General features: G+C 61.8%; 29 protein-coding genes and 1 tRNA gene. 12 read left to right on the top strand and 18 right to left on the bottom strand.

Translation table 11 applies throughout. The features are described from left to right. Positions 1–6: 6 nt before the first annotated feature. Positions 7–231, top strand: a complete 225-nt coding sequence (locus RCO24_RS15585) for a hypothetical protein (protein WP_308963409.1) — start codon at positions 7–9, stop codon at positions 229–231. Positions 232–279: 48 nt separating this feature from the next. On the opposite strand, the gene RCO24_RS15580 is transcribed toward RCO24_RS15585, so the two are convergent. Next, positions 280–1,410, bottom strand: coding sequence for an acyltransferase (locus tag RCO24_RS15580; RefSeq protein WP_308963407.1), 1,131 nt, complete (start codon positions 1,408–1,410; stop codon positions 280–282). A gap of 109 nt (positions 1,411–1,519) precedes the next feature. Between RCO24_RS15580 and RCO24_RS15575 the strand changes: the two genes are divergently transcribed. Continuing rightward, on the top strand, positions 1,520–2,305 hold the full coding sequence (locus RCO24_RS15575) for a hypothetical protein (protein ID WP_308963405.1): 786 nt from the start codon (positions 1,520–1,522) through the stop codon (positions 2,303–2,305). A 73-nt stretch (positions 2,306–2,378) separates the two neighbouring features. Here RCO24_RS15575 and RCO24_RS15570 read toward each other — a convergent pair whose 3' ends face one another. The 4 genes from RCO24_RS15570 to mnmA form a co-directional block, all read right to left on the bottom strand. Beyond that, positions 2,379–3,212 (bottom strand): methyltransferase domain-containing protein, encoded by an 834-nt coding sequence (locus tag RCO24_RS15570; RefSeq protein WP_308963403.1) that lies wholly within the window; start codon positions 3,210–3,212, stop codon positions 2,379–2,381. Positions 3,213–3,497: 285 nt separating this feature from the next. Beyond that, positions 3,498–3,574: transfer RNA gene (locus RCO24_RS15565), tRNA-Met, on the bottom strand. A gap of 169 nt (positions 3,575–3,743) precedes the next feature. Continuing rightward, positions 3,744–4,475 (bottom strand): class I SAM-dependent methyltransferase, encoded by a 732-nt coding sequence (locus tag RCO24_RS15560; RefSeq protein WP_308963401.1) that lies wholly within the window; start codon positions 4,473–4,475, stop codon positions 3,744–3,746. Positions 4,476–4,564: 89 nt separating this feature from the next. Continuing rightward, on the bottom strand, positions 4,565–5,740 hold the full coding sequence (mnmA, locus tag RCO24_RS15555) for a tRNA 2-thiouridine(34) synthase MnmA (protein ID WP_308963400.1): 1,176 nt from the start codon (positions 5,738–5,740) through the stop codon (positions 4,565–4,567). A gap of 326 nt (positions 5,741–6,066) precedes the next feature. Here mnmA and RCO24_RS15550 point away from each other — a divergent pair, with 326 nt between their 5' ends. Next, on the top strand, positions 6,067–6,345 hold the full coding sequence (locus RCO24_RS15550) for a DUF1153 domain-containing protein (RefSeq protein ID WP_026868147.1): 279 nt from the start codon (positions 6,067–6,069) through the stop codon (positions 6,343–6,345). Positions 6,346–6,464: 119 nt separating this feature from the next. On the opposite strand, the gene RCO24_RS15545 is transcribed toward RCO24_RS15550, so the two are convergent. Both RCO24_RS15545 and RCO24_RS15540 read right to left on the bottom strand, forming a co-directional pair. Further along, positions 6,465–7,052: a hypothetical protein gene (locus RCO24_RS15545; protein ID WP_308963399.1), complete on the bottom strand. Its 588-nt coding sequence runs from the start codon at positions 7,050–7,052 to the stop codon at positions 6,465–6,467. Between the two features lie 304 nt (positions 7,053–7,356). Next, a complete protein-coding gene (locus RCO24_RS15540) occupies positions 7,357–7,737 on the bottom strand; it encodes a flagellar export protein FliJ (RefSeq protein WP_308963397.1) in 381 nt (126 codons plus the stop codon). A 637-nt stretch (positions 7,738–8,374) separates the two neighbouring features. Here RCO24_RS15540 and ctrA point away from each other — a divergent pair. Continuing rightward, a complete protein-coding gene (ctrA, locus tag RCO24_RS15535; RefSeq protein ID WP_308963396.1) occupies positions 8,375–9,073 on the top strand; it encodes a response regulator transcription factor CtrA in 699 nt (232 codons plus the stop codon). Between the two features lie 443 nt (positions 9,074–9,516). Next, positions 9,517–12,006 carry a S8 family serine peptidase gene (locus tag RCO24_RS15530; protein WP_308963395.1) on the top strand — a complete coding sequence of 830 codons (2,490 nt, stop codon included), beginning with the start codon at positions 9,517–9,519 and terminating at the stop codon, positions 12,004–12,006. Positions 12,007–12,544: 538 nt separating this feature from the next. Here the strand turns inward: RCO24_RS15530 and RCO24_RS15525 are convergent. The 3 genes from RCO24_RS15525 to RCO24_RS15515 all read right to left on the bottom strand — a co-directional run bounded on the left by RCO24_RS15525 (position 12,545) and on the right by RCO24_RS15515 (position 14,438). Further along, a complete protein-coding gene (locus tag RCO24_RS15525; RefSeq protein ID WP_308963394.1) occupies positions 12,545–13,420 on the bottom strand; it encodes a hypothetical protein in 876 nt (291 codons plus the stop codon). 1 nt (position 13,421) lies between these two features. Beyond that, a complete protein-coding gene (locus tag RCO24_RS15520; protein WP_308963393.1) occupies positions 13,422–13,955 on the bottom strand; it encodes an RNA polymerase sigma factor in 534 nt (177 codons plus the stop codon). A gap of 108 nt (positions 13,956–14,063) precedes the next feature. Beyond that, positions 14,064–14,438 (bottom strand): hypothetical protein, encoded by a 375-nt coding sequence (locus RCO24_RS15515; protein ID WP_308963392.1) that lies wholly within the window; start codon positions 14,436–14,438, stop codon positions 14,064–14,066. A 205-nt stretch (positions 14,439–14,643) separates the two neighbouring features. Between RCO24_RS15515 and RCO24_RS15510 the strand changes: the two genes are divergently transcribed. Then, positions 14,644–15,300 carry an MBL fold metallo-hydrolase gene (locus RCO24_RS15510; RefSeq protein ID WP_308963391.1) on the top strand — a complete coding sequence of 219 codons (657 nt, stop codon included), beginning with the start codon at positions 14,644–14,646 and terminating at the stop codon, positions 15,298–15,300. A 129-nt stretch (positions 15,301–15,429) separates the two neighbouring features. Here RCO24_RS15510 and RCO24_RS15505 read toward each other — a convergent pair whose 3' ends face one another. The 3 genes from RCO24_RS15505 to RCO24_RS15495 all read right to left on the bottom strand — a co-directional run bounded on the left by RCO24_RS15505 (position 15,430) and on the right by RCO24_RS15495 (position 16,880). Continuing rightward, positions 15,430–15,792, bottom strand: a complete 363-nt coding sequence (locus RCO24_RS15505) for a hypothetical protein (RefSeq protein WP_308963390.1) — start codon at positions 15,790–15,792, stop codon at positions 15,430–15,432. Positions 15,793–15,836: 44 nt separating this feature from the next. Then, positions 15,837–16,322, bottom strand: a complete 486-nt coding sequence (locus tag RCO24_RS15500; protein ID WP_308963388.1) for a hypothetical protein — start codon at positions 16,320–16,322, stop codon at positions 15,837–15,839. A 177-nt stretch (positions 16,323–16,499) separates the two neighbouring features. Continuing rightward, positions 16,500–16,880, bottom strand: a complete 381-nt coding sequence (locus tag RCO24_RS15495) for a hypothetical protein (RefSeq protein WP_308963387.1) — start codon at positions 16,878–16,880, stop codon at positions 16,500–16,502. Between the two features lie 198 nt (positions 16,881–17,078). Between RCO24_RS15495 and RCO24_RS15490 the strand changes: the two genes are divergently transcribed. Then, positions 17,079–17,597, top strand: coding sequence for a DUF3617 family protein (locus RCO24_RS15490; RefSeq protein WP_308963385.1), 519 nt, complete (start codon positions 17,079–17,081; stop codon positions 17,595–17,597). 131 nt (positions 17,598–17,728) lie between these two features. Here the strand turns inward: RCO24_RS15490 and RCO24_RS15485 are convergent, their stop codons facing one another. Together RCO24_RS15485 and RCO24_RS15480 are read right to left on the bottom strand one after the other, a co-directional pair. Beyond that, a complete protein-coding gene (locus RCO24_RS15485) occupies positions 17,729–18,010 on the bottom strand; it encodes a hypothetical protein (protein ID WP_308963383.1) in 282 nt (93 codons plus the stop codon). Between the two features lie 176 nt (positions 18,011–18,186). Further along, complete coding sequence (locus RCO24_RS15480; protein WP_308963381.1) at positions 18,187–18,492, bottom strand: ribosomal protein L7/L12; 306 nt, start codon at positions 18,490–18,492, stop codon at positions 18,187–18,189. Positions 18,493–18,689: 197 nt separating this feature from the next. Here RCO24_RS15480 and RCO24_RS15475 point away from each other — a divergent pair, with 197 nt between their 5' ends. The 4 genes from RCO24_RS15475 to RCO24_RS15460 all read left to right on the top strand — a co-directional run bounded on the left by RCO24_RS15475 (position 18,690) and on the right by RCO24_RS15460 (position 20,914). Further along, positions 18,690–19,166, top strand: coding sequence for a DoxX family protein (locus RCO24_RS15475; protein WP_308963379.1), 477 nt, complete (start codon positions 18,690–18,692; stop codon positions 19,164–19,166). 178 nt (positions 19,167–19,344) lie between these two features. Beyond that, a complete protein-coding gene (pqqA, locus tag RCO24_RS15470) occupies positions 19,345–19,434 on the top strand; it encodes a pyrroloquinoline quinone precursor peptide PqqA (RefSeq protein ID WP_020086736.1) in 90 nt (29 codons plus the stop codon). Positions 19,435–19,535: 101 nt separating this feature from the next. Beyond that, positions 19,536–19,811 (top strand): hypothetical protein, encoded by a 276-nt coding sequence (locus RCO24_RS15465; RefSeq protein ID WP_308963377.1) that lies wholly within the window; start codon positions 19,536–19,538, stop codon positions 19,809–19,811. Between the two features lie 224 nt (positions 19,812–20,035). Continuing rightward, the gene (locus RCO24_RS15460; RefSeq protein ID WP_308963375.1) at positions 20,036–20,914 is read left to right on the top strand and encodes an aldo/keto reductase; all 879 of its coding nucleotides are present in this window, start codon (positions 20,036–20,038) and stop codon (positions 20,912–20,914) included. 48 nt (positions 20,915–20,962) lie between these two features. Here the strand turns inward: RCO24_RS15460 and RCO24_RS15455 are convergent, their stop codons facing one another. From RCO24_RS15455 to RCO24_RS15445, 3 genes are all read right to left on the bottom strand, one after another. Further along, the gene (locus RCO24_RS15455) at positions 20,963–21,595 is read right to left on the bottom strand and encodes a hypothetical protein (RefSeq protein ID WP_308963374.1); all 633 of its coding nucleotides are present in this window, start codon (positions 21,593–21,595) and stop codon (positions 20,963–20,965) included. 249 nt (positions 21,596–21,844) lie between these two features. Further along, on the bottom strand, positions 21,845–22,423 hold the full coding sequence (locus RCO24_RS15450) for a type 1 glutamine amidotransferase domain-containing protein (RefSeq protein WP_308963373.1): 579 nt from the start codon (positions 22,421–22,423) through the stop codon (positions 21,845–21,847). Positions 22,424–22,497: 74 nt separating this feature from the next. Next, positions 22,498–22,833 (bottom strand): hypothetical protein, encoded by a 336-nt coding sequence (locus RCO24_RS15445; RefSeq protein WP_308963371.1) that lies wholly within the window; start codon positions 22,831–22,833, stop codon positions 22,498–22,500. Between the two features lie 170 nt (positions 22,834–23,003). Here RCO24_RS15445 and RCO24_RS15440 point away from each other — a divergent pair, with 170 nt between their 5' ends. Beyond that, positions 23,004–23,402, top strand: a complete 399-nt coding sequence (locus RCO24_RS15440; protein WP_308963370.1) for a hypothetical protein — start codon at positions 23,004–23,006, stop codon at positions 23,400–23,402. Positions 23,403–23,500: the final 98 nt, after the last annotated feature.

The raw sequence follows: 23,500 nt of genomic DNA, 5'->3' as shown, positions 1-23,500 counted from the left end.
GCCGATATGAAGGGCTGGGATGAGGTTTCGAAGGGCGCGCAAGCTGCGATTAATCTGGGCGGCGGAGCGAGCGAGATCGCGATCGAGACGGATATGGGGCCGGTAACGCTGACGGGCCTGGAGTTCCAGCAGGTCCTTGTTGCGGCGACGGCCTATCGACTGTCGATCTGGCTTGCCAGTTTTGCGCTGCAGAAGCATGGTGCCGATCCCGCCCGACTACGCCGACGATAGCCGTTGGGCCTGATCGCTCAGCAATCGATGCTATGGGGCCGTTGGCCGTTATCGTTGGGGAATCAAGCGACGATGCCGTTCAGTCTCGAGTTCTTTCGAGGATGGGCGGGTAAAGAGGAGGATCCGCGATAGCCCGCGTCTGATAGCCCCCTCGGCCGCCGTCACGCCAACTGACAGAGCGGCAATCGCCACGAACGCCAGGGCCAAGGCGGAAAAGCGCTCCACTCCTGACAACACCATGTACCGGATCGCCGCCGCGCCGATGATGTCGTGCAGCAAATAAAACGGATAAGTGGCGAGACCCGCCACGGCGATTGATGGGGCGATAGGGCGGAAAATGCGCTGAACTATGCCGTCATGTTTCGCGCTCAAGTAGAGTGCGACAACGCACAGAAGCCAGACCCAAGCGGAAACGTGCGCTGCTGCGCCCCAGGACATAAAGATTGCGAGGGTCGCGCCAGTGGCGCACACGGCCGCGATCATGCCCCGCGTCCACGTCCATCGGTCGATTGCGGCATGGTAGATGACGGCGCCGAGCGCGAAGTGTGCGCCGTGCCGAAGTAGCAAGATATCCGCGGTTCGCGCGTCAATGATGCCGGCGACGGGGGATTTGATTGTGCCCGAGTAGGCCCATTGGGCAATCCACATGATCGCGATAGCACAGCCCATCGCGCCAATGATCATCTCGAGCCTCGAACGCTGATTGGCGGCAAGAGCGAGCAAAACCAGAGCGTAAAACGAAACTTCGATCGCGAGCGTCCAGTATTGCCCGTCAATGTACGGGCCGTACGGCCAGAAAGTTACGGAGCGCCAAAACCGGTTAATCAGCGCAGACAAAGGCTGCCATCCGATCAGCCACGCAACGAGCATGGTCGCGCTGGCGCAGATCATTGCGCCAGGGAACAGACGCAAAAACCTACGGCGCAGGAAATCAACGGCGGATCCGGTCGTCGCAGAGTAGGCGATGACGAAGCCGGATATGACAAAGAAAATATCGACGCCGATCCCGCCCCAGTGGGAATAGGGCACCAGTTCCGGATACGCGGCCGCGCCGAGCAGAACGCTCTTGGGGGTGCTGTTTGCTGGCGCCCATGACCAGTAGGCGAGATGAAAGAACGCTGCGAGAAATGCCGCGATTATGCGGATGATGTCGATACCGACCATTCGTGATTTCGGCATGTGTCCCCCCGTTAGGGGTAACCCTATCAACGGCCGAGCGAACCGATCAAGCGTTTCAAAAGACTACTAGCAAGGCTGGCATTCGCCGGCCTTTTTATCGGGCGTAACGATGACGACCACGGCGGTGCTGCTCCGCCTCGAAATTTTTCGAGGCTGGATCGGCGAGAAGGAGGTTCCGGGCGATCATGCGAACCCGGTCATCGCGGGCACGCCGACGAGCTGGTTTTCGCTCGTCCGCCATCCCGAGGTCACGAGCGACGAGGTTGCGAACTGTGCCGGCGCCGTCGGCGCCTCGCTCGTGCTCGAAACATTCGGCCGCGCTGGGTACGCGCTCGCCGATCTCGACAGCACCGATCCCGTGACGGCAGCGACGGCCGAGGAAGCGCTTGCCGAGGCGATCGCCCACGCGCCGTTGCCTCCGCTCGATACGCGTCTACTTGCGCGCACCTACACAAACTTCGGGATTGACGCGCGTGCCAACCCGCAGCCGGACGATATCGTCGTAGTTCCGCGCGGGGCGTCGTGGCAAGGCCACGTCATGCTGCTTGACGAGATGCAATCTGGGCTGCGCCGCTACAAGTGTGTCGGTGCCAACCAGCGCGACATGACCAGCATCGCCTATGTGTCGTTCAACGCCGAGATCGTCGGCATACGGCGGCCCGTCGCGGCGACCACCAAGGATTTGCTCGCGGCGGGATCGAAGGCCGGCGTGTTGCGGGCCAGCGCCTCGAAGCCGTGGGCGGAGCCGGAACGTATGTCGGTGATGCGCTGTAGGGCGATATCGAGCGTTGCCCGCACACGATCCAAGAAGATTTCCGGCCCCTTGCTGTCCAGGAGCAAGGGTGCAAACGCGCCAAACATCGATCACTCCGCCGTTCCGTTGGGGCACGTTTAGCAGCGAGGCGTGAATTGGCGTTTAAGCGAAACGTCATCAGGCTGTCATGCAGATGTGCGCGCGGCGGCGCGCGCTATATCGGACGAACGCGCCTTGCAACTATCGTCGGGCGACTTGCCGGCACGCCGTTGCAAACGGCTTCACATTCCACAAACTCAACATCAAATCCCATATTCGCGAAAATTCGTTTGTAGAGGCCGCGAGAAACCGCCCACCACGTATAGCTCATTTCCGGTTCCGGACTTGACCATGGGGTGACTGTTTCAAGGATAAGGCCTTCACTGGAGGAAACGGGCGTAAATCCGATGATGACGGCTTCCTTTGCTAGTGAGGCAAAAACGCCGATGGCTGTTATGGGATCGGATAAATGCTCAAGGATGGCACCTGCAATAACAACATCGAATTTCTTATCCCATAAGGTCAGTCTGTCGATTGGCGCATAAAGGACGTCAACCTCGCTTTGGTATTCGTGCCAGCTAAACCAGAACGAGTTTTTGAGGGTAATTAGCCACGGGTCCATGGCCGCGAGCCATGCGGCTTTGTTCGCGTAATGCGCTGAGTGTTGAAACGGGAGGCTTTTCATATCCAGGGCCGAGTGCGCATCGGTCGCGGTGACCGTGGCACCTCTCTTTTCGGCCTCGAAGGCGAGGAACCCCGAAGCAGTCCCTACATCAAGAACGGTCTTTCCGCGGAGCGGATAGTCGCCGATGTATTTGTCGAAACGGCCGCGAATGTCCCAGGGACCTGAAATTTCGGACCCGTCCGGCAGTGTCATCGCGTGATAGAAAGTGCAATTATTCTTTTCTGGCTTATGCCAGGGTTTTTCCTGACGATACGGAAAGTATTCATTTGGATGGGAAAATTCGGGAATTCTCCGAGTGTGCAACGAACGTAATTCGATCGCCATGCCAGCCCCCGGGTTTTGGTGACATTCAAATTTAACCCGATAAAATCAGACGGCAAATGATCTTTTGGCAGACGTTGTTCAACTTGGGGAAAACATGGTCCAATAAGTGGCTGAGGTGGGTTTGGCGTTTCTGGCGGTCGCGGATTGCGATCGCTTTTCCCGAAAACAGTGCGTGCCGACTTTTTTATGTGTCGGCCCGTTTGCAGTGTTCAGTTTGTTCGCGAGTCTTTTTGGGGGCCAACGTGCCGGCAGCGCAGTCGATTCGCAAAATATACGAAGAAAAATTGGTAGCGGGAGGCGGACTCGAACCGCCGACCTAAGGATTATGAGACCTTCGCTCTAACCACCTGAGCTATCCCGCCAAAAATCGTGCGTCCCTGTGGGGAGGCCGATCAACCTCGCCGCGGACACCGGTCGGGCCGAAGCGAGCATGGTCTATATGAATCAGCGAGCCCGGCGTCAAGCGCCGCCCGCATGGTATCGTGATTTCAATCTTGGCTGCCCAATTCCCTGGGGGTGATCGGCCGTTTTTTACTCTGCCGCGATCGGATGCAGGCTGTGCTCGGCCTTCTTCTTGAAGCGCATCATCGTAAAGATGCCCCACGGACGCAGCGCCTTGCGCTCGCTCAGGGTGAGGTTGTCGCAGACCATGACGCGCGACTGATCGAACACCGAACGCCAGCCGATGATCTCGGCGAACGGCGCCATGCGGCGCTCGACCCAGCCGCGGACGCCTTCGGTCTGGCTGAAGTGGTTGACGAGCACGACCTCGCCACCGGGCTTAGTGACGCGCGCAAGCTCGCGCATGACCTTCTCGGGTTCGGGGACGACCGTCATGACGAACATGGCGGTCACGATGTCGAATGAATTGTCCGGGAACTGGAGGTCTCCGGCGTCCATCTCGTGCAGGCCGGTCACGTGATCGAGGCCCTCGTTGGCGACGCGCTCGCGCGCCTTGTCGAGCATGTCGGGCGAAAGGTCGATGCCGACGACCTCGAGGTGACGGCCGTAGTCGCCGAGCGCCAAGCCCGTGCCGACGCCAACCTCGAGCACGCGGCCCTGATCGAGGCTCTTGTTGATCACCTGGGCGGCACTCTTGCGCCCTTCGGTCGAAACGCGGCCGAACGTATGATCGTAGATAGGTGCCCACCGGCGGTAGGCAACCTTGACGACATCCTCTTCGATGCGCCCGATACCGACGATGCGGCCGTTGGAGCGTTCAAGGTCTTCAACACGCAAACGAGGCTTCGTGTTGGGGTTCATATTTTGCACGCTCTCTCTCCCGACGAAGCCTGCTTGCCCATGATACCGCACGGGCCTCGATCGACTTCGGATCTTTGCCTCGGCCGCCCTCAAGCGGACGATTCAAGACGTTCCATTTTATCGGCCTTCACGGCCTCCGCAATCCATCCACCGCCCAAAACCCGGGCTTCCGTCGAGCCGTCGGCATAGAGAACACAGGCCTGACCGGCCGCCGCTCCATGCTCGCCGTCGCGCAGCGTCACCGTCACAGCTCCGTCGGAGCCGGTAGAAACGGTCGCCGGCTGAGGCGGTTGCGAAGACCGGATACGCGCGTAGGCATCTGCTCCCGGGCCGGAAATGGCGTCTTCCAGGGTGCCATCGCCGAGCCAGTTCACGTTCCTAAGAATGAGAGTGCGGGTGTGCAAGAAGGCACGTGGTCCCACCACCACCTCGTTGCGCTTTGCATTGAGGCTCAGCACGTAGAGCGGGTCGGCGGATGCGATCTTCAAGCCGCGGCGCTGGCCGATGGTGTAGTTCACGATGCCTTCGTGCCGGCCAAGGCGGCGGCCATCGATATGGACGATGTCGCCGGGGTGCAGGGCGCCGGGCTTCAGGCGTTCGATGACGTCGCTGTAGCGGCCTTTCTGGACGAAGCAGATGTCCTGGCTGTCCGACTTGTCAGCAACCAACAGGCCGAGATCGTGGGCGATGGCGCGTACATCGTCCTTCTGCATGCCGCCCAACGGGAACCAAAGATGGGCCAGCTGCTCCCGCGTGGTGGCGAACAGAAAGTAGCTCTGGTCGCGATCGGCGTCGCTGGCGCGGAACATGGCCGGGCCGTCACGGCCCTGGCCGCGCTGAACATAATGACCGGTTGCAAGCAGATCGGCGCCGAGCTCGCGGGCGGTGCCGAGCAGATCATGGAACTTGATCTTCTGATTGCAGGTGACGCAGGGGATGGGCGTTTCGCCGGCCACGTAGCTCTCGGCGAACGACTTCATGACCGCGTCCGAGAAGCGCTTCTCGTAGTCGAGAACATAGTGCGGGATGTCGAGCTTCTGGGCGACGCGGCGTGCGTCCTCGACGTCCTGGCCGGCGCAGCAGGAGCCCTTGCGGCCAACGGCCTCGCCGTGGTCGTACAACTGCAGCGTAATCCCGATAACCTCGTGTCCGGACTGAGCGAGAAGGCCGGCTACGACGGAGGAGTCGACGCCGCCGGACATCGCCACGACCACGCGCTTCCGCTTGCCGTCTCCGATTGGGGTCTCAAGGGAAGGCGATGACACGTTGGTATCTCGTTCAAAGGGGCGATTGTTCAATGGGCACAATTATATGGCTGCCCCATCCCTTGGCCGCCCGTCATTTCCGCGCGGCTCGGCAAGCCGCGGCCCCAAGTTTGTGGGGCGCATGATAAGGGGCACATCGTCCCCGGTGCAAGCCGGGATACAGCCATCTCTTACCAAGCGTGCCAAATTGTGGCGAAGCGTCAACCATAATGGCCGGGTTTGCGTGATTTCATACAGTGTTTTATGGTATGTTTACTCAATGGCTTAGGCCATGTTTAAGAGAATTAGGTTAGCTTGACGGCTGGTCAGTAGCAGTATCGAGTATCATGACCGAACATCAGATGAGAGCGCGCGTGCGCTATGTTATCGGCCCTGACGGTAGCCCGTTGACGGTCGCAGATCTCCCACCCCGGGATACGAAACGCTGGGTCATTCGCCGCAAGGCGGAGGTCGTGGCGGCCGTGCGCGGTGGCCTCCTCAGCATTGAAGAGGCTTGCGAGCGGTACAAGTTGACCGTGGACGAGTTTCTGTCCTGGCAACGGTCGATCGACAAGCATGGGCTTCCGGGCCTTCGTGCCACGCGAATCCAGGATTACCGGAGCTAATCTGGTCGTCCTGACAAAGCATGTGGTTTTCGCCGGCTAACCCCGATTTGTCGGGGCGTCGCTGGCGTAGACGAACATGCGAAATGCTGCAGGGCGGCCCGCGAGGCCGTGCCCTTCGGCTATTTCGTTTTTTCTTTGTTTTTCTTCGTCGCTTTGGTGTCGACGACCTGTTCGGCGGCCCAACCCGCCGTGACGGGGGTCTTGCCGCATCCTTCCTCGTCTCCGGACCAGCGCTCAACGTCCTGCTTGAGGCGCGTAGCCAGAGGCTCGGGCAGACGCACGTTTTCGATCTCGACCTTGGTTTTGCCCTCCGACGGGGCGATCGCGATCCGGTAGGCCCGGACCGAGCGCGGGTCTGCGGCTTCGGCATCGCGGGTCAGGATCTTGATCTCCGAGTTGCCCCCCTTGGACGCCGGCTCTGCATCGGCATGGTAGATGTATTCAGCTTTTAGAGGCCCGGCGGCACCGAACCAGCAGGTGAGCACGCCGCGTGCGATGCGCGTATAGACTTCGGTGGGTGTGCCCACAACCAGCTCTTTCGGCATCAAAATGGCGCTGAGGGCCGAGGTCGTATTGTTTTCACTTTGAGCATTTTGGGTATTCAGCTCGGCGGCTGTCGGAAGGCTCAGAATGGGCGACGGTCCGTCCGCGGAGCAGCCGGCAACGGCGAGTGCGACAAGCGCGAGAGATGATTGCTTCCGGCGCATCGTTTCCTGTCCGGCATTCTCTTGTCCGGCGCACACCTCGAATGGCCGATCGGCTGGGTGCGCCAAGGTTCCCTGTCGGCGGTGGGGGAGGTGGAACCTGCTGCCTCCGGTTGACGCAGCGATTGGCACGGGAAAAGGGCGAACGCAAGTCGGCGGACGAAGCGGCGCGCTTCGCAGGTGTGGATGGTGCGCGCCGACAATGCTCTCGACCCGCCGAAAACGATTTCAGGCGCTCGGTCCGAGCGGGACCTGAGCGCCTGAACGTATTGGTTCGGTGCTAAGGGCAGATGGGGTCAGCTGTTGCTCAACGAAGCGCCAGGCCGGCCGGGCGCTCGTGGCGGCGGCGCGTGCGGCTGATTTCACGCGGCTGCTCGGTTGCGGCCCGAGACAGCTGCTGCTGTGCCTCGTCGAAATCCTGCTGGGCCGCATCGAGCTTGAGGCGCAGGCCTGCGATCGAGGCGCGCAGGTTGTCCCGCCGCTGGCTCGCCGACTTGGCAAAGGTCGAATAGGCGAAATGCTTGGCGTCCTTGACGCCGGTGCGGTCTTCCTCGGCCTGGATCTGACGATCCAGATCGGATGCAATGGTCTCGAATTCACGGATCATCTGCTCGAGATCGGCCACCTTACGGGCCCTTTCATCCATCTCGAAGCGCTTCAGCTTGAGCGCAGTCTCGCGTGCTTTCATTATCAATTACCCCTACTCAAGAACACCTGATGCTCGCATTCTCAAGAAGCGTGCCACTCCGCCCGCTCCCCCAGAAATCGTCCATCCTGTCCCTTACAACTCGTCCCGCCTTACGGTGGGCATGAAAAATAACAACCGGGGGCCCGCATCCCCGAAACGTTTACTCTTCCACATTCCAATTAAGTTGCGGTAAAGCAACGCTGTACTCTTGTTTGCTAATTTTTTACGTTGCCTTGCCGTTGTAGTTGTTTTCGGGCCCTAGGGCTAGCGGGCGAATTCTGTTACCTCTTGATTCGTGCCGGTCGGGTGTCTTCGAACGCGCAGATTCGCTCCCCTCCCAGGAGGCGGGCGCTGCGCAACGAAAGTTCCGGGCGGTACCAGGGGGCGAAGACTAGTTCTGCAACTCTAGGTTTCGGGACGCACCGGCTGGTTCGGGGCGAGGGACACTTATTGTCTCGCGCGCTTAAAAATGAACCATTGCTTTGCGGGTCGTGTTTCGAAACGGAAATTAGGATTTGTTAACCTGTGATTGTTACTTTTGTAATGATAGTTCGGGCTGATTTGTTTGGGCGGCGGTAGCGTTCTTTTAAGATTTGGGCGGCGCGCCTTGTGATGGGGCAAGGAAGAGGGAATTAGCATGCGGGTCCTTCTGATTGAGGACGATAGCGCAACAGCGCAAAGCATCGAGCTGATGCTTCAGTCCGAAGGTTTCAACGTCTATACGACGGACCTCGGAGAAGAGGGCGCCGATCTCGGCAAGCTCTACGACTACGACATCATTCTTCTCGATCTCAATCTGCCGGATATGAGCGGGTACGAGGTCCTGAAAATGCTTCGCGTCGCGAAGGTACAGACCCCCATCCTCATTTTGTCCGGTCTCGCGCAGATCGAAGACAAGGTGCGGGGCTTGGGCTTCGGCGCCGACGATTACATGACCAAGCCGTTCCATAAGGACGAGCTCGTCGCACGCATTCACGCCATCGTGCGTCGCTCGAAAGGGCACGCACAGTCGGTTATCGAGACCGGAGATCTCCGGGTCAATCTCGATACCAAGACGGTCGAGGTCAACGGGCAGCGGGTGCACCTCACCGGCAAGGAATACCAGATGCTCGAGCTGCTCTCGCTGCGCAAGGGCACGACGCTCACGAAGGAGATGTTCCTCAATCATCTCTACGGCGGCATGGACGAGCCGGAACTCAAGATCATCGACGTGTTTATCTGCAAGCTTCGCAAAAAGCTGCAGGTTGCCACCGGCGGACAGCATTATATCGAAACGGTCTGGGGCCGTGGTTATGTGCTGCGCAATCCGGGCGACGACAGCATCGCTGCCGCTTAATTCCGGCGCCATCATCGAGTTTTGAAAAGAAAGGCGAACCCGTCGGGTTCGCCTTTCTTCGTTTTTAGGTTCTGTATTTTTAGCGCGGTGCCTGGAAGCGTTCCGGTTCGCTGCCGTAAAGCCCAGAGGCAAGCTTTCGCGGACGCTCGCGAGAGGCGCTCCGGATGCGGGCGTTCAGAGTTCTTTCTTTCCGTTGTCCTGCGACTGGCGGTTGCGCGCTGCCCATGCCGGGAGAGACGCAAAGCGTTTTTGCCTTTCGCTCTGCCCCCGATTCATTACACATAAATTTTCATGTTTTTCCGCGTGTGGCCGCATCGGCGTCTTTTTTAAGGGCGATCGTCTGTACTGAACGGTTGTGGACAACGCATGAAAACCTCTTTGCATCTTCTGAGATCGGTGATCCCTTCGGACGCTGGGGGTGTGTGCGTCGGGATCTGCTCAAGATGCGAAGTTCTGCGTTTGCTTGGCGGGCGTCGATGATGGCCGCGCGGGGCCATAAGTTCGTCTGGCGGGCGTTGAGCCGAGCGCTTCCGCTCGCGCTTTTGTTCGTGCCGGCCGTGCTGCTCTTCGTGCGCGCGGCGGACGCCAAGGACCGCGATTACCGCAGCGACTACAACAATTCCTATTCCCAGAAGGCGATGGCCGAATGGGAGCGCCAGCGCAAGGAACAGGAAAAGGCGCTGCAGGCTGCCATTAAGGCGATGCAAGAGGCGCAAAAGGCAGCGATGCGCGAGGCGCAAAGGGTGCAAGCTCGGCAGGCCGCGCGCCAGCAGCAGATGCAGTCCATCAAGCAGCCCAGCTATCAGCAGCCGACCTATCAAAAGCCGACATCCCAGCAACCAACGTATCAACAGCCAACGGTCTCCAAAACGCCGACGTCGGTGCAAAAGGACGACAAGTCCGCGACGAACGACAACAAGACCACGAACACTGACCGCAATAAAACGACCGATCGGGGTCGCAACGACCCGGTCGATCTCGACGATGACGACGGCGACGATGTTTTCCTGAGCGACGGCGAGCGTCAGCTGAGGGCGATCGGCCGGGAACGTCAGCGCGCGCTGGAGCAGGCTGCGCGGGAGCAGCAGATGCTGCAGGAGAGAGAGGCGGCGCGGGCGGCGCGTATCCGGGAACGGTCCTTCAAGCACCCGGTTCATATTCCCGATCGCAAACCTGAGCCTTCTCCGGTGGCCCAGCCGGGAACGGTCAAGGTCCTACCTGGACCGGTAAAGGTTCCACCGCAGACATTGCCGGTCGCTGTCGAGAAGGACAATCGGGGCCCGCCCGACGGCAAGGGCACTCCGAACGAGAAGCCGTTTGCAGAGCGCGGGTCGAAATGGCTCGAAGCCTACGAGCGCAAGGCCTCCGGTCTCGGCATGGGGCGCGATGCGGTCAAGGCCGCCATCGACCAGGCGAAGAGAGACGGCAAGGACAACGGCGGCAAAGATGACGACGCCAAGGACGGGGCGCCGCTTCCGTCAGCCGCCGACAAGGATGTCACCCCTGGCAAGCCGGCCAAGGCGGGAGATACGAAGACGGCAGGCTCGGATCGGGTGCCGGGATTGCGCGGCAAGTTCCCGGGCAAGGATCTCGGGGCGGAGCTGCCGGTCGAGATGTTCGAGGCCGAACGGGCGACCGAGCTGATCGCGACGGGGATCTCGGCCGTGGATCAGGCCAAGGCCGAGGCGCACGGGTTCATCGTCAGTCCGCCGGTCGAACTCAAGGGTTTGGGAAAAGCGGTCCAGCGCATTCGCGCGCCAGCGGGAGCCAATCGTGACGAGGCTGAGCGCGAGCTGCACAAGATCCTGCCGTTCCTGTCGGTCACGCCGAACCAGGCCCACAGCATCTTCGTCGGTTCGCTCGGTGAAAAGGATCGCTCTGCCGGAGTCACGCCGCCTGGGCAGCCCGGTGCCGACCGGCGCGGCGTGAGCCCTGCTTCATCGCAGCCGTGCCCGCACAATACCTGTTTCGGCGGCGAGCTCATCAAGTGGAAGAGCTCGCTCGGCTCGTGCGCAAAGGGCGTGCGAATCGGCATCATCGACACGTCGTTCGACGTCGGCCATCCGGCGTTGGAGCACATCACGGTCGAGCAGGGCGAGTTCCTGGATGGAAAGCCGGCGTCGCCTTACGACTGGCACGGAACGGCGGTGCTCTCTCTCTTGGCCGGCGATCCGAGAAGCGGGACGCCTGGCTTGGTGCCGGATGCGACCTTCCTGCTGGCGACGGCCTTCCGGAGCGACGCAGCCGGCAACGCTTCGACCGATACCGTGCGTCTCATTGCGGCCCTGGCCTGGCTCGAAGGGCTCGATGTCGACATCGTCAACATGAGCTTCTCGGGGCCGCGCGACGAGGCCGTCTCGCGCGCCATTGCCCGCATGAGCGAGAAGGGCATCGTGTTCATCGCGGCCGCCGGCAACGGCGGGCCGATCGCGGGGCCGAGCTATCCGGCCGCGTATCCGAATGTGATCGCTGTCACCGCCGTCAATCGCAACGGCGAAAACTATCGCAACGCCAATCGCGGCACCTACATCGACGTCGCAGCGCCGGGCGTGGACATTCTGACCGCTTTGCCGGATGCCAAGCAGGGCTATCGGACCGGCACCTCATTCGCGGCGCCTTTCGTCACGGCGATCCTTGCCACGCGCGGGGCGGAACTTGGCGGCGCGAGGGCTAAGGCGCAGCTTCTGCAGCAGGTTTCGACCCGCGATCTCGGACCGCCGGGGCGCGATCCCATTTACGGGGCGGGCCTTGCGCTTGCGCCGGCGCGCTGTCAGGGCGGAGCTGGGGCGATCGCGAAAGCTGCTCCGGTGCCGAACACTTCGCCAGTGCCGGCAGCCGCTGCCGCCGTCGAAGCCGCGCCGGAGATCGACTCGTGGTCGTCGCAGACGACGCTGATCAAAGCGGGCACAGCCGGAGCCGCGTTCGCGCCGTAACGCCGTTCCGAAACGCGCACTCGATTGCCCCAGTCACGTTTTTGTCTGCCGCGGCCGGGTGCCCGACGGCATTCTTCACTGACGGGTGAGCTGCCGTCCCGCCGATTTCATCTCGTCCCGCGAAGCCGGACAGCCTCCATTTTCCCGCGTTGCCAATTCACGCCGCGTCCGATGGGGGACGCGACGATCGGAGCGCGTGGGCCCGGAGCGATCATGGTCACCTTAGTGAGACCGACGATTCACGCTTCAGGCATTTTCTGCACTGCCGATTCACGCCGCGCCCGATAGGGGGCGCGACGATCGGAGCGCGTGGGTCCGAAGCGATCATGGCCACCTTAGTGAGGCCGACGATTCACGCTTCAGGCATTTTCTGCGCTGCCGATTCACGCCGCGCCCGATAGGGGGCGCGACGATCGGAGCGCGTGGGTCCGAAGCGATCGTGGTCATCTTAGTGAGACCGACGATTCACGCTTCAGGCTGATAGGGCCTGAAGCGATCATGGTCTAGCCGGGCCGTTTCTTACTGGCGTGGCCGCTTTTTAATGACGGGGCGTGGGCGAATGCGCCTGCCAGCCGCCCTTCATAAGCGCTGCTTCGTCGGCGATTCCGAGCGCGTCGCCCGAGATCAGCGAGTCGACGAGTGCGTCGATGGCCGGAACGTTTTGCGCCGTCGCGGTCTGGTAGCCTGGCTCGCCGGCTGCCTGCTGCTTCGGCGTTTCGGTGTGGAGCGCGACGCGCCACTGGCCGTCATCGGAACGGCACGCGACGCCTGCGAAGTCTGGATCCGAAGCCGCGAGGCCCGCAGCCTTTTGCGTCACGCGATATTCCCGGCACACGCCGTTGCCGTGCGACCGGAACGACAGCACGGGCACGATCGAGGCGCCATGCGCCTGCTCGTTGAGGGCAGTTCCGCTCGGGCTTTTTTCGAGGACCTGGGCCAAAGCGCCGGTCGCGACGAGGCCGAGATTGGCGTCGGCGGTCTCCAGAAGCGCTGTGGACGGCGCCGACGAGCGGCCTGCGACATAGCCCGCCACGGTACCGGCGCAGAGCAGGAGCGCGACGCTTGCGAGCGCGGCATGCGATAGCCCTTGCGGGAACAGCGCTGCTGCTGCGGCGTCGAGGAACTGGCGGAACCCGACGGCGGCAGACGCCGGATTCGTGCGCGCCTTCGTTACGGGGCGTGGCTTGCTTGCAGGTTGAGCGCGGGCAATCGCCGCGATGAGGCGGTCGGGGACGGGTTCGTGCAGGCTCGCCTCGAAGACGGACGCGAGGCGGGTGCGCGTTTCGACGAAGGGTTCCAGGCGCGCACGTAACGCGGAATCCTGGCCGAGCAGGTTTTCGAGAGCGTGGCTTTCCTCGGGCGTCAGTTCGCCGTCGGCATAGGCCATCAGCATTTCGTCGGGTACGGCGACCATATCAACGCTCCCGAACAGTTGAGGCGGCAATTGGCAGAGGCTCGTGAGGCGCCTCGATGAGGGCGGCGTAGAGGGATTGTCGGGCGCGCGAGAGGCGGCTCATGACGGTGCCTATGGGGATGTCGAGAATGCTCGCCGCTTCCTTGTAGGAAATCCCTTCCACGCAAACCATGGCGATGAGGACCTGCTGATCTGGCGGGAGGCGGGCAATGCCTTCGTTAACGGCCGCGAGGGTGAGGCGGCTCTCGGTGACGTTACGACCATCTTCACCGGCGATGTTCTCGGCCTCGTCGAGCTGAAACTGCTCGCCGCGCGTCTTGCGACTGCGATGGTGGTCGACCCAAATGTTTTGCGCAATACGATACATCCAACTATCGAGGCTCGTTCCGGGCTTCCATTGATCCAGGTGCGCAAGGGCGCGCTCGCACGTGTCTTGTACGAGATCATCCGCTTTGTCTTTTTCGCCGGTCAGCGCCAGTGCAAATCTGCGCAGACGCGGCAGAAGTTCGATCATCCGCGATTGGATCTCGTCCATCACGGCCCCCCTTCCGCGACTGTTGGGTACAACGCTACCTCCCCTAGCTTATTCCTGAGAGCGGTGTTTTTGGGGCGAGTGTGGCTAACGAAGCGCAATTGAGGCCGCTCAGCCCAAAAGCCGGCCCTCGAGTTGGACGATGCAGCTTTCGATATTGTGAATAATTTCATCGGTTTTCTCCAGATCGCGCTCGATGGCGTCGAGATCGGGAAGGGGGGTGCGTTTACTAAAGGCGCGGGACACCCTGCGGAGCGTCGCGAACAGTCCGCGACGACGTGATTCGCGCAGATCGGCGGCTTCGGCCCGCTCGATGGTGCGGCGAGCGCTGCCCTCCTGCTTGGCAATCCGGCGCTTCAGAAGCGTCAGCTCCTTCTTCTTGTGCCGCAGCTCCTTGATCGCTGCCTTGGCTTCCGTTGCCGACTTCACCTCGACCAGCACCTCGGTGCCGTCGATCTTGGCGAAACGCATTTCTCTCAATTGCATGGGGATCCCCAGAGCGCCACGCGGCGGAACCTACACGCTGCCGCAGGGCGCGTCAGCAGATCTGCGGAGACAGAAACCGGGTGCGTTCGTAGTGCTAGCTCCTTGATCGGAGATCTTGTTATCGCAAAACCCGGTTTCCACATTCGCGGAAGCACTCTAAACCTTCCCGAATGTTCGTTTTCAACTCAAGGCGGCCTATTTCCACATGAGCCAATCGTCAGCCGAGACCAAAAGCCTCAAGGCGGCCATCGTGCCGGTCACGCCGTTCCAGCAGAACTGTACGCTGTTGTGGGACGAGGCGAGCAAGGTTGGCGCAGTCGTCGATCCGGGCGGGGACCTGGACGAGATCAAGGGTGCCATCGCGGAACTCGGGCTCAAGATCGAGAAGATCCTGCTGACGCACGGGCACATCGATCATGCGGGCGGGGCTGCGGAGCTCAAGCAAGCGCTGGGGGTCGAGATCGAAGGCCCGCACGTGGCCGACCGGTTCCTGCTCGACAATCTCGCCAAGCAAGGTGCTGCTTACGGCATTCCCGCGCAGCCGGTGACGCCGGACCGCTGGCTCGAGGAAGGTGACACCGTCACGGTCGCCGGCCATGTGTTCGAGGTTCTGCATTGCCCGGGGCATTCGCCGGGCTCGGTGGTGCTCGTCAACCGGGCGCACAAGTTCATGATGATGGGCGACGTGCTGTTCCGGGGCTCAATCGGGCGCACGGATTTTCCGTATGGCGATCACGATGCGCTGATCAACGCCATCAAGACCAAGCTGTTGCCGATCGGAGATGATTTCGCGTTCATCTGCGGGCACGGTCCGACCAGCAGCATCGGCGAAGAGCGGCGCACCAATCCGTTCATCAGCTAGGCGGATTCACGCTTCGGACTTTTCCTGCGCTGCCGATTCACGCCGCGGCCGATAGGAGCCGCGACGATCGGAGCGCGTGGGTTCGAAGCGATCAGGATGGTCGTTAGTGAGACCGGCTTGGGCCGTGATCTAGCGCGGATAGCGGATGTCGAGGCAGCCGAAAATACCGCATTCGTTGGCGGCGGTGCCGTAGCCGGTGAGGCTGCCGTCGTTCTCGGTGAGGTCGACCGTTTCAACGCGCAATGTTTCGGAGCAGCTGCGGCGGCAGGCGACCCAGCTGCCGCTCGGAAGGCGGACCTCATATCCCGTGCTGGTCGGGCGCACCGGGCCGGTCACGGTTCCGTTTCCGAAGCGGCTGACGGCGACTGCGACGTCGCGCTCGGGCTTGCGGCGCAGGAAACCGGCCTCAGCCGGAAGGGCTGCGAGCAGGAACACGGGGGCAGCGCCGAGCAAAACCAGCGTGAAAGCGGCAAGGGCCTGTCTGCTCGTCATTCTCGGCTCTCCTTCAATTCTAGGTCGTTTGGCGTTTAGCAGAGTCAGCCGTTCTTGGCGAACTGTAGATTGACGCCCCTGAACCCGGGGCCGCCCGTCGAAATCGAAACCGTCTGGCTGCCGCCATTGGTCGAGACCGACATCGAGCCCGAAATCGCGCCGCTGAACTTGAGGCTGAAGCCAGACTCGGTCTTGACGCCCGATATGTTGCCGACCTGGTTGAACTCGCGCTCTTCCCAGGTGCCGGTGATGTTGTTTCCGGCGCTCTTGAGATTGGCGCGCATGTTGATCTTGAACGAAGCATTGCCGCAGTTGATGGCCATCCCGAGGCCGGATCCGCCCGCCTTGGGATTGTAATAGCCTTTGCACTTCAGGCGCTCGGTTTTGCCGTTCTCGAGCTTCACGCTCCCGGTGCCGCCCCAGGCGCCGGCCAGAGCCGCGAAGGTGGCATCGTTGGCGTTGGACGGTATCGTCGTCGCGACAAGCGCGATGGTCGCTGCACAAAGTGCAGCAAAACGAGTTGCAGTCACGTCGGTCTCCCCTGGGCCTTCCGCACGGCCGGCAGTATCTGCTTTGTCTCTCAAAACACTCTTAGCACTGCCGTTAAATATTGCGATGTTCCCTGGGCAACACTGAGCATCGGGTTTTTTGGGTACGATGCTCGGTCGCGGCCGAAGGCGCTGCTCACGAAAATACTAACCATATGATTAATCAGTCTTTTCCTGGATGAGTCCAGGGAGCTTGGTGCCATTGGGGCCGATCTCCCGGACGGCGTCGCGGCAACTCCAGAGGTAAGCGAGGCGGCAAGGGTTCGGACCGCCGGCGGCATGGCAAATGCTGGCCTCCCGCCAAGCCAACAGCACCTTATCGGCTTCCTGATCAAAAGCCTGCCGGTCCTTGTCTACGTAAGTCGCCGGAAGCCGGGGGACGGCGGCGGTCGTGCTCAGTCCGTAACACACGAGGGCGGCGCCGAGGGCTTGGCCGTAGCGGGCGCCAGCCTCGCGAGGCTCCAGTTTTCCCACCGTTGCGGCCGTCGCGCTCGAAATCGCGCAAAGGCCGATCGCGCATGCCACGACGATTGGCTTCATCTCCGCCTCCCTTTGCCTTTTCGATCTCTACGGGGAACCGATTGCTCTGGATCGGCATCCCCGGCGGGTTTATTGGGGGCGGCTGCCACTTCTCCTGCTCGCTTGCGGGCGGAATTCCAGTCTCGGCTTGCAACAAGCCGGCAGACGGTTATGGTCGCGGCTAGAAACGATATAACGTTATTATGGGAGGTTTTTCGGATGCGGTCGGCTTGGTTCGGTCTTTTGGGAGCGGGGGTTGGCGGACTGTGCGTGTTCGTGGGGGCTGCCGCGGCGGACGATGCCGTGCGGCTGCCGGAGCGCAAGGCGGGTCTCTGGGAGCTGACCACGACCATGGACGAAGGGCTCGGACCCAAGGACCAGACGCTGACGCTTTGCGTCGATGCGGAGATGGAAAAAAACACCGTGACGGCGAGCCATCACGAGCACGAGAAGCAGTGCTCGAAGTACGAGGTGAAGAAGGACGGCGATAAGACCTTGGTCGACATGTCGTGCCAGTTCGCGAGCCGCCACGTAACCGGCCACACCGAGATGTCCGGCGATTTCCAAAGCTCGCTCGCGGTCAAGATCGAGAGCACGACGTCGGGAGATCACAACGGTCAGACGGTCGCCGTCAAACGTACGATCACGCAGACCGGCAAGTATCTCGGCGCGAGCTGCGGAGACCTCGCCGGCGGCGAAGCCAAGGGTGCGGACGGCACCAAGGTCATGGTGCAGTAAGTCTTAGCCGCTGCCATCCGGCGTCTCGCTCATCCGAAACAAAAAAAGACAGGTGCGGCGGAAGCCGCACCTGTTTCGTTTCGAGGGATTGTCGACGTACGGACTGGCGCGCCTGGCGGCAGCCCGAGGCTTTACCAGCGTGCACAGCCGCGATTGGCGACGCAGCGATGGAAGCGCCACGAACCCCAGCCAAAACGATCGGCGCACACATGACGTGCGACCCGGCAGCGATTGAAGTGCGGGCGGTGATGGCGATCCCAGTGGCGTCGACCGACCTCCTGAAGCATCGAGCTTTCAGGCATGGCCGACTGGTGCGCGCCGGCTGCCGGCAATGCGGCGGCGGATGCCATCTGCGGAACAAGCGCTGCTCCGGTGGCGATGGCCGCGGCGACGATGAAGGCTTTGAGTTTCATGTTGTTCTCCCTGGTAGTCGTTGGCCTCCGGCATGTGATTGTTTTTTAGGCCAGGGGGCATGGCGAAAGCGCGGCGTGGAGCTAACAGTTCGTTCAGGAAAACCCCAAGGTATGGAGGGGTTTCTTGGCTCGCTCGCGGTGCCATCGCGAGCAGCGCATTCCGATCGCGAGGCGGATCAGGAAACGCGGGCGCCGCCGGATGCGTTGGAGGGCTCGAGGCTCTCGACGAGGTCTTTCGCTTCCTTGAGGCCAAGACCGAGTGCGGCGCGGGCGACCCGGATGGCTTCGATTTTCCGGTCGTCGGCGAGAAGCGTTTCGATCTCGGTGCGTAGTTCCGCCGAGGGAAGCGCGATGGTGTCGCTGCTTGCTTCTTGCGCGTGCCGCTCCCTGCGCCCGCCCGCCGTGACGCGGCCGATCACGATCCCGATCGCGAACGCCAAGAGCAACGTCAGAAGCGAATAGCCGGGTTCGATAGCGGACATGGTTTTGTACAGGGCTGTTTTTGGCCAAGGCTGTTGCCGCGGCGCGAGAGCAGCGGCGGATCGAGATCACTTTAGAGGAAAGAGGGCAGGCCCAACAATCGGCTCGGGTGATGAAACTTCCGGTCGGGTGGTTCGTAGTCCCTCAAGGCGTGTGTTTTGGGCGCATGCCGGACAAAAGCGAGATCTGGGAGAGGACGATGCAAGGGCTCGTTGCGTGGTTGATCGATATGCCGGAACGGCGCTCGGCCGTATTCCATTGGTTGCCGCCGCTCTTTGCGCGGATCGTCGTCGGCTGGGTGTTCCTATGGACCGGCTGGGCGAAGCTCAACAACCTGCCCCAGATGATCCAGAATTTCCGGGAATGGGGGATCCCGTGGCCGGAGGTCATGACGCCGTTCGTATCGGGCGTGGAGTTCTTCGGCGGCTTGCTGCTGCTCATCGGGCTCTTTACGCGGCTCGCTGCGACGCCGCTCGTGATCGTGATGATCGTCGCGATTGTTTCGGCGAAGCTCGACCAGGTGAATTCCCTCGAAACGCTGCTCGGATTCGAAGAGGTGGCCTACATGGCGCTGTTCGGATGGCTCGCGGTAGCGGGGCCGGGTCCGGTGTCGCTCGATGCGCTGCTACAGCGGCTTTATTCGCGTGAGCCGGTTGTGAGGCCGCTTCGTGCGTGATGGTGTTTTCCGTTCCCCGCGGGGGCTTGTTCACGCTCGATCACGAAGCGTGTGTTGCCTCGCACCGCCATGTGAAGGGGAGTGATTGGCGGTCGCTCCGGTTTGTCCCTATGTCTTAGTCATCGAAGGCTCGCGGATAATCTGCGGTGCCAAAGCATCCGATAAACGGAGAAAATCCATGAAAATCTGGACCGCTCCCGAAGTGCGCGAGCAGAACGTCGGCCTCGAGGTCACGAGCTATCTGCCGGCCGACATCGACATCATCTAACGCGCCGACGAACGCGTTCACAGAGTGAGGGCCAAGCTGCCTGTTTCCCTGCAGCCGGCTTGGTCTCCGCATTCTTCTCACATCTCACAAAAGGTCATTCCATGATCCGTGTTCTGTCCCTTGCCGCGGCGCTTGCCGCCGGCACGAGCTTTTCTGCGTTTGCCGCCGAGACCAATTCCGGGGCCGCACTCCATAGCCTGTTCACCGAAGTGCAGGCCCGCCAGCATCTGCTTCATCTCGGCTACACAGACGTGTCGCCGATGAGCAAGGATGCCGACGGCAAGTGGATAGGCACCGCGACCAAGGACGGCAAGGTGCGTGGCGTTGCGGTCGATATCCGCGGCCCGGTGCCCACTTCAAAGACAATCACGAACTAGCGTTTTTCCTTCCGCGTGAACATTCGATCCCAGAGTCGACTCGGCGCCCGTTGCGAGACGGGCGCTTTTTTTGTGATCTGACACTCAGATGTCGCAAGAGCGGAAACGGCGGCGACTTTACTGGGTGCAGTTGCGTTTTTGGCTCTCCCCTTGCGCCGCGTTGCATGTTGCGCGGCGGCTCCCTACATGGCGGAGCACACGATCACAGGGGATACCAACGCGATATGAGCAAGATTTCAGCGGACCTTTCGGGACGTTTTGCGATCGGCGGCGATCTGTCTGTGCGCCGTCTCGGATATGGCGCCATGCAGCTCACCGGTGAGGGGAGATGGGGCGAGCCGCCCGATCCGGCGGAAGCCATCCGCACGCTGAAACGCTTGCCTGAGATCGATGTCGATTTCATCGATACGGCCGACAGCTACGGCCCGGAAGTCAGCGAGCGGCTGATCCGTGAGGCGCTTCATCCCTACAAGAATATCGTCATCGCCACGAAGGCTGGTCTGGTCCGCCCCGGCCCGAGCACGTGGGTTCCGGTGGGGCGCCCGGAATATCTGCGCCAGCAGGTGAAGCTGAGCCTCAGGCGGCTCGGCGTCGAGCGCATCGATCTCTGGCAGCTTCACCGCATCGATCCAAAGGTGCCGCAAGCAGAGCAGTTCGGTGTGGTCCGCGACATGCAGAAGGAGGGGCTGATCCGGCACGTGGGATTGAGCCAGGTCAGCGTCGCCGAGATCAAGGCCGCGCAGGCCGTGTTCAAGGTCGCGACGGTGCAGAACCTCTACAACCTCGTGGATCGCAGCAGCGAGGATGTGCTCGACTATTGCGAAGCGCAGGGGATTGGGTTCATTCCGTGGTTTCCGCTGGCGTCGGGTTCGCTCGCAAAGTCGTCGGCGCTCGAGCGCATCTCGAAGCAGAGCGGCGCCTCGCCGAGCCAGATCGCGCTGGCGTGGCTGTTGAAGCGCAGCCCGGTGATGCTGCCCATCCCCGGCACCAGCAAGGTCAAGCATCTCGACGAGAACGTCGCGGCTGCAGGCGTGTCGCTCAGCGACAAGGATTTCGCGGAACTCGACGCGCTCGGCCGGAAGGCAGCGAACGAGAACGTTTGATCGCTTGGTTGCGACCGAGGCTTCAAGTGAGCCTCGGTCGCATTCCGCTTAAGCGTGTCTTGCTGCGGTTGCCACCGCTATGGCGGTGTAGGAAGCGCTTGCGAGGATCTCGGTCGGCACGTCCGAATAGTCGATGCGTTGCTGCGGCGGCGGAGTTGTCTCGCGCAGTGCGGACCGGCCGGCTGCTGCCGCGATCGCAACCTCTGTATAGGACGCGTTTGCCGGAGCGGCGTTACCGTTGTCGTAGCCTGCGGGTCGAGAAATCTCCAGCGGCGGGAGACCGCGCGTCGCGCGCGCGGCGTTGGCGACGGCGATCGCGGCATAGGATGCGCCTGGCGATACAGTGGCTGCCTCGTTCGCGTAGTCGATGCTTGCCGGATTAGCGGGTGCGACAGCTGCTGCTTGCGGCGGAAAGCGCGTGGCTTCGGCCAGGGCGATGGCGGTGTACGACGGTTGCGGTGCGGCCTGGATCGGGGCCGGCCGGGGCGGCGCGGTTGGCGGGAGCGGAGCGGGTTGCTGGGGGCGAAGCGTGTGGACCTCGGCGCTCGACCGGATCGGTGCCGGGACGACGGCGGCGGCCGGGGCGGCAGCTGTGACCTCGGGCTTCCTGCGACTTGCAAGGCGGCGGAAAAGGAAAACTACAAGCGCCAGCCCCAATACGGCAGAGCCCAATAAAAACATTGTTTCTTCAGGGCTTAGTTGTCCCATCGGCGTTTCCCCTCATGCTTTTTCGTGCGCTCTTCTCGGGCGGTTTCGCGGCGTCCGGAGGTGCACTTTTGTATGAGGGGATCTCACTCGAATTGTCCGCCGACCGATATTGGACTTTTGGACAGCGCTTGGTCGCCTCTTGCGGCGATAGGTAAAGCCCGCCGGTCCACGTTGCGGACCGGCGGGCTCTCGTTCATTCCAGGAATTCCAGGCGCGACGGCGCTACGCCGCTAGCTGTGCGCGGTCGTGCTTTCCTTCCTCGACCTCCTCGATGATCTTGGCGACGAAAGCATCGAGGTCGCCGGGATTGCGGCTCGTCACGATGCCCTGATCGGTGACCACCGCTTCGTCGCGCCAATCGGCACCGGCATTGAGGAGGTCGGTTTTGATCGAGGCGTAGGACGTCGTCTTGCGGCCGCGCACGGCGTTGGCTTCGATCAATAGCCATGGCGCGTGGCAGATCGCGGCGACGGGCTTGCCGGACGCCACGAAGGCCTTGATCAGTTTCATTGCTTCGGCATTTCCGCGCAGGCTATCCGGGTTCATCTGTCCGCCGGGCAGAACGAGCGCGTCGTAGAAGCTTTCCGACGCGTCGGACAGTTCGCGATCGACGGCAACGCCCGCGCCCCAGTCCTTGTTCTTCCAGCCGCGGATCTCCTTCTTGTCCTTGCGCTCCTTGGGGGCGGCCACGTGGACGAGGGCGCCGGCTTCCTTCAGCTTCGCGCACGGCACCTCGAGTTCCGATTGCTCGAAACCGTCGGTGGCGAGGATCAGGATTTTCGCTTTCGATATTTTCGGCATGAAGCCTCCTGTCGTTGCTTTGGGGACAGGACAAAAACGGGTCAATCGAGGCTGGGTTCCGAATTTTCGTCGGCTCATTTTCCGTCCGTCATTGCAGGCGCCAAGGGCCCGGGTGGGCTGCCGGGCGGACGATGCAGGAAGGTCATGGTCAGGAAGGCGCCGGCCCAGGAGCCGATGGCCGCGAAAACGATGTAAATCCAGTTGTTGGTATAGGAGATGACCGCAAACGACGAGAGTACATACCAGAGGCTGCTCCAGTTGGCGGCCCAGATGCGGCGCCGGGCAATGACGGCTGAGGTGAACAGCACGTAGACCGCATCGGTAGCCGCCGTCGCCAATGTAACGCCTGCCGCGAGCAGGAGATCGATTTCAGGAAGAGTTATTCCAGAGCTACTGGCTTGAAGAAGCATGTCCGGCCTCGCTTCCATGATTTGGAACGGGCTCAGGGTGCGGCCGCGCGCGGCCGAGATCAAGGACGGCGCTGAAACACGGCTAAATCGGTATGCTGTTTCTTTTGGGACAGATGGGGAAGGCAATATCTGGCAGCGGTCGTTCGCTTCTTCTTTTCAGGGCTTCGCTTATGTCCCCCATTCAAATCACGAAGATCACGGCTGGCGTGCATGTCGCTCTCGTCGCGGCGGGCGTCTACTACGCCGTCCGCGTGCACAACTTCACGCCGCTCTCCGAACTGCCTAACACCGATATGACCGTGTTTTCTGCGCTGGCTTTCCCGCCCGCGTTGGCGGCCTTGATCGGCTTGTGGCTCGCGCGGGGCGAGAAGGCCAGCCGGCTGCTTGCGATCGGGCAATGCGTTGGGCTTCTTGTGTTCGCGGTTGCCTTCGCGATGGTGCTCGCAAGCGACGAGCCGCTGGCGCCACTGCTGCTCGTTGTCGCCTCGTTGTGGCTGGCCGTTGGGTTCGCCGTTCTGCTGCTTTTCGTCTGGCTCGTGGGACGCTCCGCATCCGCCGGCGCAGGTTGATCGCGCGCAAAGTACGATCCGATTTCGATGCGCGCCTATTGGCCGAAAGTCGGGCCCTGGACCGATAGTCCGTGCTAAGCCGAATCGGCTATCTCGGT

Source organism: Hyphomicrobium sp. LHD-15, from assembly GCF_031157355.1.
Taxonomy (GTDB): Bacteria; Pseudomonadota; Alphaproteobacteria; order Rhizobiales; family Hyphomicrobiaceae; genus Hyphomicrobium_C.
The sequence above is the reverse complement of the archived record's forward strand: the minus strand, read 5'-3'. Positions and strand labels throughout refer to the sequence as shown.